Source organism: Streptomyces sp. NPDC002845, from assembly GCF_053591955.1.
In genome coordinates this window covers 1-10563 of the sequence record NZ_JBSFUU010000149.1, presented here as the reverse complement: position 1 = coordinate 10563, position 10563 = coordinate 1, and the positions used below count along the sequence as shown (strand labels likewise).

Here is a 10563-nt window from a genome sequence, read left to right as displayed (position 1 = left end):
CTCGCCGACTACCTGGCCACGGTCAGGCCCAGCACCGACACAACCGACACAACCGAGCAGAACTAAAACTCAGATTTTCTGGCGCATCACACTAGGGCTCTGACCGGGAAGGTTCGCCGGGTTGGCGAGAACGGTTGGATGGGTGGTGACGTCCGTTGCGACGCATGTGAATGGTCGCGGCGGCCACCCCGGCCACCTCGATGCCGTCCGCGTCCGCCACGGCCACACTGCCAACGGGACCGCTTCCTGACACGCTTTGGAAAAAAGTTGCGGGCCGCTGTCGATCCGGCCACGTCCCGTTCGACGTCATGATGTGCGGCGCCTCGGCACACAATGACGCAAACAGGACCTGACGAGGAAACACGTGGATCAACTACTGAGAGTCATGAACTTCAACGTCTCGAGTGACGGAATCGGTGCCGGTGAGCGCCAGAGTCTCGAGAGACCGTTCGGCCACGACCATCCCGAGAGGCTGTTCGCCTGGGCCGGAGCCACGGCGAGCTGGCCCATGCGCGCGGATCCCGGAGGGAGCCGGGGCCTCGACGACTACTTCACGCGAGACTTCGCACGCAACATCGGTGCCGAGATCATGGGCCGCAACAAGTTCGGGCCCCAGCGCGGGCCCTGGCAGGACCATGAGTGGCGCGGTTGGTGGGGGGAGGAGCCCCCGTTCCACACACCGGTGTTCGTCATGACTCACCACAAGCGTCCGTCGTTTACGCTCTCCGACACCACGTTTCACTTCGTCGACGGCGACCCGGCCACAGTCCTCGAACGGGCGCGGGAAGCGGCGCAGGGCAAGGACGTCCGACTCGGCGGCGGGGTCACCACCATCCGGCAGTTCCTTGATGCTGACCTCGTCGACACCATGCATGTGGCGGTCTCGCCGGTAAAGCTCGGGTCCGGACTACGGCTCTGGGAGTCCCCGGATGAGTTGCTCGACCGGTTCCACCTGGAGATCGTGCCCAGCTCGAGCGGCGTGACGCACCACCTGTTCTGGCGAAGGTGAGGCGAGGGCCCACTCGAGTTCAGGCTGCGACTGCGAGGGGGCGTCCGCCGCCAGCGGTTGCCCTACTTTCTTTGCTGTTGGGTTCGAACTGGTCATTCGTAAGATTGGCGGGACCCAGGGGCTCTGGGTATGGCTGTCATGCGGTAGCCGTCCGATGGCTGGAAAGGCTTGGCCGCCCGGAGCCTCGCGACGACTCGACCGCCAATGGGGAGATGCGACTCGATCGCTGTGTAGGGCAACGTCGGCGAGGTCGTCTGCTGGGCTGTAGGAGCGCGACGCGCTGGCGGAGGTGACCGTGCCCCGGATATGGGCCGGAGTGGACATCGGCAAGGAGCACCATCACTGTGTAGTGATCAACACGGACGGCGAACGGCTGCTGTCCCGCCGGGTCCTGAACGACGAATCGGCTCTGCTGGAACTGATCGGGGACGTCCTGGCCCTCGACGACGACGTGCTGTGGGCAGTCGACCTCAACCACGGCGGCGCCGCCCTGCTGATCGGCCTGCTGCTCGGCCACGGCCAGCCGATGGTCTACATCACCGGCCTGACCGTGCACCGCGCCTCGGCCTCCTACCGGGGCGAGGGCAAGACGGATGCCAAGGACGCCTTCGTCATCGCCGACCAGGCCCGCATGCGCCGTGACCTCGGCCAGTTGCGGCCCGGCGACGAGATCGCCGTCGACCTGCGCACCCTGACCACCCGCCGCACCGACCTGGTCTGCGACCGCACCCGGCAGATCAACCGGCTCCGAGCCCAACTGTTGGAGATGTTCCCGGCGTTGGAGCGTGCCCTGGACCTGACGAACAAGGGCCCGGTCATGCTGCTGACGGGCTACCAGACCCCGGCGGCGATCCGCCGCAGCGGAGCCAGGCGCATCGAGACGTGGCTGCGCAACCGCAAGGTCCGCGGTGCTGCCGCGCTTGCCAGGGGCCGCGGAGGCGCAGCACACGGCCCTGCCCGGCGAGCAGCTGGCCGCCGCCATGGTCGTGCGGCTGGCGAAGGGGGTGATGGCCCTCGATGAGGAGATCGCTGAAGTCGACGCACTCATCGAGGCCCGGTTTCGCGAGCACCCGCACGCCGAGGTGATCCTGAACCTGCCCGGCATGGGCAAGCAGCTGGGCGCCGTGTTCATCGCGGCCACCGGCGGCGACACGGACGCCTTCGGCAGTGCCGACCGGCTCGCCGGATACGCCGGCCTGGCCCCGGCCCCACGCGACTCCGGCCGCGTCACCGGCAACCTCCGCAGACCACGGCGCTTCCACCGCGGCCTGCTCAACGCGATGTACCGAGCAGTGCTCAGGACTTGTGGATCGGCTCCCCGGGAGCACGCGAAGGGCGTACCTTCCCGGGTGATTGATCGACCAGTCACCGAGTAGGCCCGCGTTCGCAGCGCGGGTCGGGAAGGCACGCCCGTGCTCAGCGTCGTGAACGCCGACGGCTCCACCGAGTCCGGCTCCCTGATCGACGAGATCGTCCGCGAGGGCGCACGGCGGATGCTCGCCGCCGCGCTGGAGGCCGAAGTCAACCAGTACATAGCCGAGTTGGCCGCCGAGACGGACGGTTCCGGGCGCCGCCTGGTGGTCCGCAACGGCCATCACCGGCCCCGCACCGTGACCACCGCCGCGGGTCCCGTCGAGGTCACGGTCCCGCGCGTGAACGACAAGAGGGTGGACGCGGCCACCGGCGAGCGGATGCGGTCCTCCTCGAAGATCCTGCCGCCGTGGTGCCGCAAGTCGCCCAAGGTCAGCGAGGTGCTGCCGCTGCTCTACCTGCACGGATTGTCTTCGGGGGACTTCGTGCCCGCGCTGGAGCAGTTCCTCGGCTCTGCGGCCGGTCTGTCGTCGGCCACCGTGACCCGGCTGACGAAGCAGTGGCAGGACGACCACGCCGCTTTCCAGCAGCGCGGCCTCGCCGAGTCCGACTACGTGTACGTGTGGGCGGACGGGGTGCACCCCAAGGTCCGGCTCGGGCAGGCGCACTCCTGCGTCCTGGTGCTGATGGGTGTGCGGCTGGACGGCACCAAGGAGCTGATCGCGCTGGCCGAGGGGCTGCGCGAGTCCACCGAGTCCTGGGCCGACCTGCTGCGGGACTGCCGCCGCCGGGGCATGCGTGATCCCGAGCCGGTCGTCGGGGACGGCGCGATGGGCCTGTGGAAGGCGCTGGCCGAGGTGTTCCCGGCCGCCCGCCATCAGCGGTGCTGGGTCCAAAAGGCCCGGAATGTCACGAACGCCCTGCCGAAGTCCGCGCAGCCGGGCGCGACGAAGGCGATGCAGGAGATCTACAACGCCGAGGACCGCGCGCACGCGGAGAAGGCCATCGAGGCGTTCGCCAGGACCTACGGGGCGAAGTGGCCCAAGGCCGTCGCGAAGATCACCGACGACGCCGAGGAGCTGCTGGCGTTCTACGACTTCCCGGCCGAGCACTGGATCCACCTGCGGACCACGAACCCGATCGAGTCGACGTTCTCCACCGTCAAGCTCCGCACCAAGGTCACCCGCGGCGCCGGCAGCCCGGCCGCAGCCCTCGCGATGGTGTTCAAGCTCGTCGAATCCGCCCAGGCCCGCTGGCGCGCGGTCACCGGAGCCCACCTCGTCGCCCTGGTCCGCGCGGGCGCCACGTTCGAAAACGGCGTCCTCGTCGAACGCGAGGCGGCAGCATGAGCCGGCCCTCGCAGACACAGCCGGACAGCCCGCGGATGCGGCTGCACCCCTTGACCGAGACCGGGGCGCACCAGATCGAGCACTGGTTCGACCACCCCGAGGTCCAGAGGCGCCTGGGCGGCCGGTTCTGGATCCACCGTCAGCTGCGGCTGATCAGCCAGCACCCCTGCACCACCTTCCGCGGCGCGATGGTGCTGCGCTCCCACGGGTGGATCCGCCTGGATCAGGCCGGGACGCCGGTCGCGTTCATCTGCGGCGACGTCTATGACCGCTGGGTCCGCTACCACGGCGAGGGTCCCGAGGGCCCCATCCTGTCCGACGCCGACCCCCGGCTCGCCATGGGCCTGGCCTACCTGGTCGACCCCAACCGGTGGCGGCACGGATACGGCCGCTCCGCCCTCCAAGCCGTCCTCACCCACCCCGACGTCGGCGATGTCCAGACGTTCTTCTGCGGGATCGACGCCGACAACCGTGCCAGTCGCAACTGCGCCGAATCCGCCGGCTTCACCCTCCCCGACCTCGAACCAGACCACGAAGGGATGCTCTACTACCGCAGCACCCGACCAAGTTGACCACCGAGAACATGCTGATCCACAACTATTGACAATTACTCCGATGTACCTGTCGGCGCTGTCGAGCCTGAAGAGCTGCCCGGCCTCGAAGGCGTACTACCAACGCAAACGCGCCGAGGGGCGGGAGGCTCGGCGGGGTTCGTCGTTGCGGCGGGACAGCGCGCGCAGGTTGGCGAAGCCCGCGATCAGTGGCGAGGCGATGCATGCTTGGGAGCCGCCCGCGAGTGCGGCCCCGGCATAGCCGTCGCGGACCATGCGGTAGGCCTGTCCGATCGCGTCGGCCGAGGAGGCGCAGGCGGTGACCGGTGCGGCGCCGGGGCCGCGGAAGCCGAAGCGCTGGGCGACCGTGCCCGCGCCCATGTTGACGATGGAGCTGGGTACGAAGAACGGGGAGACCATCCGGGGTGCCGCCGCGTCCTTCAGCACCCCCGCCATCATGGTGCCGGCGCCGCCGATGGCGCTGCCGATCACGGTGGCGGCGCCGTCCCGGTCGATGCCGTCGAGGTCCGCGCGCTCCACCGCGAGTTCGGCCGCGGCGATCGCGAAGTGGCAGAACCGGTCGAGGCGTCTGGCCTCCTTGGCGGGTCAGCCAGTCGGTCGGGTCGAAGTCCGTCACCTCGGCGGCGATACGCACCGGCAGCCGGTCGGCGTCGAAGCCCTGGATCGGTCCCACGCCGGAGGTTCCGGCGAGCAGCCGCGTCCAGACCGTCTCGGTGCCGATGCCGAGCGGGTTGACCATGCCGATGCCCGTCACCACCACCCGGTGGCGCCCGGGGGCGGTGCTCATCCGGGTTCACCTGGCTCGGCGAGCCCGAAGAGAGACTCCATCCGCATCGCGAGGTGCACATCACCCCGGATGTGCAGCCGGCCCTGGAGCAACAGGTCCATGCCCTGGGCCGCGGCGGAGGCCATCTCCACGAAGCTGACCGCGTCGAGGGCGAGGGTGACCGCGGGGGCGCCCGAGATCCCCGTCTCGCGCACGTCGCAGGTGTCCTCGGTCAGTACGATGTCGTACGCGACGGTGTCGGCCGGCGGCCTTTCGACCTCCCAACGGGCGGTCTGCGGACCGTCCATGGGGCCTGCGGTGTAGCGTTCGGGCATCCGCTCGAAGGCCGTGCGCAGCACGTCCTCGCCGTCGGGTGTGGCCAGCCAGGCCGCCAGGTCCTCGCGCGGCAGCCCGGCGAGGGCGGTGCGGACTTCGCAGAGTGCGCCGGAGCGCAAGGCCGCGACTCGCTCCGGGGAGAAGGCCGGTCCGGCCGTCATGAGGGCCCTTCCGCTCGTGCGGGCACCGGCCCGCTGTTGACTATTCGGTCGACGGCCTGCCGCAGTTCCTGCCGTGGTGCGACGCCGGGCAGCCGGGCGAGGACATGGCCGTCGGGCCGTACGAGAACCGCTTCCGGACCGTGCAGGGCGTAGCTGTCGGCGAAGGCTCCGCTGACATCGCGCAGTTGGGGCCCGTCCGCGGTGATCACGGCTGCCGTGAGGGGCAGGCCCACGACGGTCGGGGTCTCCTGCGCCACTTGCTGCCAGACGGCTCCCTCAGCCCCGGTGAGCAGGGCGAAGCCGGTGCGGGTCAGGTCGGTTGTGGAGATCGGGTCGCCGGCCCGGTCGAGCCAGGCGTGCGGGGCCCGGTGGCCGGCCTGGGCGGTCGGCAGATAGGTCACCACGTCCTGGACCACCGGCTCGCCGGGGCCTGGTGCGTAGGTGAAACCCAGCACCTGCCCCTCGAAGTCGAAGTGTGGCCGGTGCTGTTCGATGGTTCGGGCGAACTCCGCCGGGTCGGCGTCGGATTGGAGCAGCGCCCGCTTCTGGAGGGCGTTGCTCTCGCTGTGCCGGGCGTTGAACTCCGCGACCGGGCGCCGCTCACGCTCGTAGGAGTCGAGCAGCGCGTCGGGGGCACCGCCGCGCAGTACCGCGGCCAGCTTCCAGGCGAGGTTGTGGGCGTCCTGGATGCCGGTGTTCATGCCGAAGCCCCCGGTGGGCGGGAAGGTGTGGGCGGCGTCCCCTGCGGCGAGCACCCGGCCGTCGGCGCTGCGCCAGGAGGCGAGCCCGGTGGAGCCCATCACCCAGTTCCGTACGGAGTGGATGCGCAGCCCCCCGATCGCTTCGCCCGACTCGCCGATGGCGGCCTCGATCAGCTTGTGGTGATCGACTTCCTGCTCGAAGTAGGTGTGTTCCTCGTCGGGGGTGAGGGCGGGGATCTCCAGGAGCCATTCGCCGCGCTTGGGGTCCACGGTGATGAGGACGCCCCGCACGGTGTCGTTGAGCACCCAGTACAGGGCGCTCTCCCGGCCGGCCGTCCAGGGCGAGAGGTCGGCGCTGAAGTGGATGTCGAGGAGCCTGCCGAGCGGCGTGGCCGCGGTCCGCCGCAGGCCCACCGTCTCGCGCAGCGAGCCGTGCAGCCCCTCGGCCAGGACGGCGTAGCGGGCCTCGACGACGGTGGGGCGCCCGCCCGAGGCCGTCACCCTGACACCGGACGGAGTCCGGGTCAGCTCCTTGGCCCTGACGCCGCGGATCACTCGTGCGTCCTCGGGGAGCCGGTCGACGAGCAGCGCTTCCACCCGGTTCTGCGAGCAAATGACGGGAAGAACCGGGCTGTTGACGGCTCGCTGCATCAGGGCGTCCGCCGAATCGATGATGTCGAGGGCGGCGAGTTCGGTGCCGGAGAGCTCGGTGCACCAGGTGATGCGCGCTGTGTTTTCCAGGGGCACGCCGGCACGGCGTACCTCGGCATCGACGCCCAGGTGTCTGAGCAGCTCCATGGTGCGCGAGTTGATCACCGTGGCGCGTGGATGGCCGGACGGTGCGGTGCGCTGTTCCAGGACGACCGTGCGTACGCCGAGTCCGGCGAGGAAGTGGGCCGTGGCGAGGCCGGTGGGCCCGCCACCGACCACCACGACGTCGGCCTCCACCTGCGCGGCGGCCTCCGGCGGATGGGTTATGGCTGCAGTCATCGGCGTACCTCCGAAAGACGGGCGACGACCGGTGCCAGGCGCCGGGCGACCGCGGCGTCGAAGCCGGCCTTGAACAGGACGCGGGCGACGACGACTGCGGGCAGCCCGGCCAGGATGGCGCCGGTCAGCCAGAGCACGAACGCCCTGGTGAGCGCGGTGCGTTGGACCTCGCCACGTCGGCCGGCGGCGCGGATGGCCCGGCCCCAGATCCGGAAGACCTTCCCGGCCAGGAGGTCGGCCGCGGCCAGCGGAGGGTGCACGGGGGCCGCGTCATGGGCGGCGAGAACGTCGCGGACCCGGTCGGCCAGGGCCTCCTGGGAAGCGGTGCGGGACGCGGGTTCGGCCTGTTCCGGGGCGAGTTCGGGTTGCGCTGGGGTGAGTTCGGCGATGCGCTCGCCGAGGAGCGCGAGCCGGTCCAGCTCGTCCATGCCGACACCGGCGCGCGGGAACCCCCAGGACGCCTCCCGCTTGCCGGCGAGCAGCCAGCGCAGCGTGGTGACGAAGGTGACCCCGGCAAAGGCGGTGTCCACTGCGGCGATCGTGCCCACGTAGCGGCCGCCCGCGGCCTGGAGCAGCCGCTGCACCTCGACGGCGGCCGAGTACCACATGTTCCGGCAGGCCACCAGGCCGACGACGGCACGCCTGTCGAACGCCTTCGGCTCGGCGCCGGCGAGCGCCCGCATGGGCAGCGCCGGAGCCAAGTACCAGACGGGGAAGGCAAAGACGACCAGGTCTGCATCGTCATCCTCGGCCACCGGCGGCCGGGCGGTGATCTCGGGTGCCCTGTCGGGGTCGACGGAGGCGGGGAAGACACCGAAGAAGCGGCGTAGGGGCCAGGGGAAGGGAAAGGGTTCCCGCGGCCTGATCTCGACCTTGCGTATGTCCCAACCCGCCTTTTCCAGCGGGTCGGTGACGGCGGAGACGGATTCCAGGAGCTGACCGGTCTGTGAGTACCAGTAGACCGTCACCCGGGGCTGTGCACCCATGACCTCAGGCCTCCCCGGCGGAGACGGCCGTCAGATGCGCGAAGGACACCGCGAACCGGCCGGACTCGGGGACCATCACCAGGAGTTTGTCGCCGGGGGACACCAGGCTCTCGCTGAGCATCTCCTCCAGGATCACGTAGATGCTGGCGGAGCCCATGTTCCCGACCCGGGGCAGATTGCTGTACCACTTCTCGAGGGAGGGGCCCCTGGCCTTCTTCTGCTCGATCTCCTTGAGCACCATGGACTTCATGCGCTCGCTGGAGTAATGCGCGGGGAACCAGGCGAGCTGTCCGGGTCGAAGCGGCCCTCGTCGAGCAGCCGCTGGTACTCCTTGACCCCGAGCCGCACGAGATGCGGCAGCAGGCCCAGGTTCTGGCGCAGCGCCAGCGCGCCGTCGGCGGCGGCCTCGGCCGCGGAGGGGTAGTCCCACCAGGTCTGCTCCGCCGAGTTGTCGGCCGAGCCCATGTACATGCAGGTCTTCTCGGTGTTGGCGTAGGAGGTGAGCGAGATCCAGTCGATCCGCAGGCTCACCCCGTCGGCCGCCGGGCGGTCCTGTACCACCGCGGCGCCGGCGCCGTCCGAGAGCATGTAGCGCAGGAACGCCATCTCCATGGCGACGGCACCGTCGTCCGAGACCGGCCGGACGTCGGCGAACCGGTCGCTCCTCATGAAACGCGAGGCCAGTTCGGAGGCGGAGGCGACCGCGTTCTTCTTCTCCCCGGCCGCCACCTGGAGGCAGGCGTTCTTGAGCGCCATCATCCCGGAGCTGCAGATGCCGTGGGTGGTGACGATCTCGCAGGGCGGGCTGCCCAGTTCGCCGTGGATGCCGCTGGCGATGCCGGGCGCGATGAGATCCGGGACGGCGGTGCCCGCCGCGATGGGGTCGATGTCGTCGAGAGTGATGTCCGAGCGGTCCACCGCCTGGCGGATCGCCGCGACCGCCATGTCGGTGTTGGAGAACAGGGTCTTGTGCTGCTTGTCGATGGCGTAGTGCCGTGACTTGATCCCGCAGTTGGCCGAGGGTCTGCTCGCGCAGCTCCGAACTCGCGCGGCCCACGCTGCCGATGTAGTCCTCGATCTCCTCGTTGGGCACCGGTTCGCCGGGCAGGAAACGCCCCATGGCGGTGATGTAGGCAGGCATTCCAGGGTCTCCCCGTGATCTAGGCGGTTGCTTCGGTTTCGACCTTGGAGACGGCGAAGTCCAGGACGTCGCCGACGGTGCGGAGCGAACCGATGCGCTCGTCGTCCATCGAGATGCCGTACGCACCCTGAAGGGTCTGCGCCATGGCGACGAGGTCGAGTGAGTCGATGCCGATGTCGTTGTACAGATCGGATTCCGCGGAGAGTTCATCCGGGTCGGCATCGCACTCGGCCAGGAGGAATCCCGTGATATCCGCGTAGAGATCGGTCCTCAAAGACATGTTCACCTCCCGTGCCCCACCCCCTGTGCGGCACGGGATTCACTCTGGCCCTGGCCGCGGGACGGGGCATCGGAGAGGTTCACGCGGCCGCCCTGAATTTTTCCCGTCCCTCCGCCAGGTGTGTTGGCCGGGTCAGGGGTGGAGGCCCCGAAGGGGGTCCGACGGCAGGCCCGGAACCGCTCCACGGCCGGCGCCAGGCCCGCCCGGGAGGAGATCGACAACTTGCCGAACATCCGGCTCAGATGGGATTCGACGGTCTTGCGGCTGAGGAACAGCGCGGCCGCTATCTGCCGGTTGGTGCGCCCGGTGGCCACCAGCTCGGCGATCTGCCAGCCCGGCGGCCAACGCGCGAATGGAGCGGCTGAAGGAGGTGCTCGCACCGCTGCGGGACCGGACGGTGCAGTGCCCGAACTGTTGCCAGTGGGCCTTGGTGACCGGCGGGGAACTGGCCGAGTGTCTGTTCTGCCCGTGGGCGGCGGATCCCAAGCTGTACGCATGGGACTACGTTGTCGAGATCCTCGATCTTCCCTGGCGGATCACGCCGACGGACGGTCCGTTCCAGCAGCCCGCGAGGCTCCCGATCGATCCGTGCCCACGCTGCGGTGAGGAGGCGGTAGTGCCTGGCGTTGTCACCGCAGCGACGCCGGACAGCCCCATCACTTTCTGCTTCGACTGCGGTGTCGCCTTTCCCGTTGAGGAGGAGCAAGACAGCCAGAGGCAGCCGAGGGGAGGGGAATGAGCGCCGAGCTGGAGGACGTCGAGGATGGCGATGCCCCGGCCGGCGGCGCGGCCGGGGAATACGACCCGGTGGCCGCCGTCCTGGCCGCGCTGGAGACGAGGGCTGCCGAGGACCTGTACGAGGCCCGGCCGCACAAGACGAAGACCGGGTTCGCCCGGGACTGGGCGCTGTAGGGGGGCGGGCCGTGGAAGGGGCCGCTGGGGGTGGCTCGTGGGGCACCGC

At 69.9% G+C, this 10563-nt stretch carries 13 protein-coding genes and 2 pseudogenes; 6 read left to right on the top strand and 9 right to left on the bottom strand.

Features of this window, described 5'->3' with window-relative positions; genetic code table 11:
- Positions 1–364 precede the first annotated feature (364 nt).
- From ACWD3C_RS46760 to ACWD3C_RS46745, 4 genes and pseudogenes are all read left to right on the top strand, one after another.
- Positions 365–1009, top strand: coding sequence for a dihydrofolate reductase family protein (locus tag ACWD3C_RS46760; protein WP_451154623.1), 645 nt, complete (start codon positions 365–367; stop codon positions 1007–1009).
- 295 nt (positions 1010–1304) lie between these two features.
- A pseudogene (locus tag ACWD3C_RS46755) lies at positions 1305–2328 on the top strand (IS110 family transposase); the annotation flags it as partial.
- 93 nt (positions 2329–2421) lie between these two features.
- Positions 2422–3669 (top strand): IS256 family transposase, encoded by a 1248-nt coding sequence (locus ACWD3C_RS46750; RefSeq protein WP_451154621.1) that lies wholly within the window; start codon positions 2422–2424, stop codon positions 3667–3669.
- Positions 3666–4241 carry a GNAT family N-acetyltransferase gene (locus ACWD3C_RS46745; RefSeq protein WP_451154619.1) on the top strand — a complete coding sequence of 192 codons (576 nt, stop codon included), beginning with the start codon at positions 3666–3668 and terminating at the stop codon, positions 4239–4241. The genes ACWD3C_RS46750 and ACWD3C_RS46745 overlap by 4 nt, the downstream gene beginning before the upstream one ends.
- A gap of 96 nt (positions 4242–4337) precedes the next feature.
- Here the strand turns inward: ACWD3C_RS46745 and ACWD3C_RS46740 are convergent, their stop codons facing one another.
- The 9 genes and pseudogenes from ACWD3C_RS46740 to ACWD3C_RS46700 all read right to left on the bottom strand — a co-directional run bounded on the left by ACWD3C_RS46740 (position 4338) and on the right by ACWD3C_RS46700 (position 9982).
- On the bottom strand, positions 4338–4781 hold the full coding sequence (locus ACWD3C_RS46740; protein ID WP_451154625.1) for a beta-ketoacyl synthase N-terminal-like domain-containing protein: 444 nt from the start codon (positions 4779–4781) through the stop codon (positions 4338–4340).
- A 79-nt stretch (positions 4782–4860) separates the two neighbouring features.
- Positions 4861–5028: pseudogene (locus tag ACWD3C_RS46735) on the bottom strand (beta-ketoacyl synthase N-terminal-like domain-containing protein); the annotation flags it as partial.
- Positions 5025–5504: an SCP2 sterol-binding domain-containing protein gene (locus ACWD3C_RS46730; RefSeq protein WP_451154617.1), complete on the bottom strand. Its 480-nt coding sequence runs from the start codon at positions 5502–5504 to the stop codon at positions 5025–5027. The gene ACWD3C_RS46730 and the pseudogene ACWD3C_RS46735, both read right to left, overlap by 4 nt.
- Positions 5501–7195, bottom strand: coding sequence for an FAD-dependent oxidoreductase (locus ACWD3C_RS46725; protein ID WP_451154615.1), 1695 nt, complete (start codon positions 7193–7195; stop codon positions 5501–5503). Before ACWD3C_RS46725 ends, ACWD3C_RS46730 begins: the two co-directional genes overlap by 4 nt.
- A complete protein-coding gene (locus ACWD3C_RS46720; RefSeq protein ID WP_451154613.1) occupies positions 7192–8181 on the bottom strand; it encodes a hypothetical protein in 990 nt (329 codons plus the stop codon). The genes ACWD3C_RS46725 and ACWD3C_RS46720 overlap by 4 nt, the downstream gene beginning before the upstream one ends.
- A gap of 4 nt (positions 8182–8185) precedes the next feature.
- Positions 8186–8431: a 3-oxoacyl-[acyl-carrier-protein] synthase III C-terminal domain-containing protein gene (locus ACWD3C_RS46715; RefSeq protein WP_451154611.1), complete on the bottom strand. Its 246-nt coding sequence runs from the start codon at positions 8429–8431 to the stop codon at positions 8186–8188.
- Positions 8428–9126 (bottom strand): beta-ketoacyl synthase N-terminal-like domain-containing protein, encoded by a 699-nt coding sequence (locus ACWD3C_RS46710; protein WP_451154609.1) that lies wholly within the window; start codon positions 9124–9126, stop codon positions 8428–8430. The genes ACWD3C_RS46715 and ACWD3C_RS46710 overlap by 4 nt, the downstream gene beginning before the upstream one ends.
- A gap of 215 nt (positions 9127–9341) precedes the next feature.
- Positions 9342–9602: an acyl carrier protein gene (locus tag ACWD3C_RS46705; RefSeq protein WP_451154607.1), complete on the bottom strand. Its 261-nt coding sequence runs from the start codon at positions 9600–9602 to the stop codon at positions 9342–9344.
- 2 nt (positions 9603–9604) lie between these two features.
- Positions 9605–9982 carry a response regulator transcription factor gene (locus ACWD3C_RS46700; protein WP_451154605.1) on the bottom strand — a complete coding sequence of 126 codons (378 nt, stop codon included), beginning with the start codon at positions 9980–9982 and terminating at the stop codon, positions 9605–9607.
- On the opposite strand from ACWD3C_RS46700, the gene ACWD3C_RS46695 reads away from it, so the two are divergent.
- Both ACWD3C_RS46695 and ACWD3C_RS46690 read left to right on the top strand, forming a co-directional pair.
- The gene (locus ACWD3C_RS46695; RefSeq protein ID WP_451154627.1) at positions 9955–10341 is read left to right on the top strand and encodes a hypothetical protein; all 387 of its coding nucleotides are present in this window, start codon (positions 9955–9957) and stop codon (positions 10339–10341) included. The two genes, ACWD3C_RS46700 and ACWD3C_RS46695, sit on opposite strands and share 28 nt — an antisense overlap.
- Positions 10338–10514 (top strand): hypothetical protein, encoded by a 177-nt coding sequence (locus tag ACWD3C_RS46690; RefSeq protein ID WP_451154603.1) that lies wholly within the window; start codon positions 10338–10340, stop codon positions 10512–10514. The genes ACWD3C_RS46695 and ACWD3C_RS46690 overlap by 4 nt, the downstream gene beginning before the upstream one ends.
- The last annotated feature ends 49 nt before the right edge of the window (positions 10515–10563 follow it).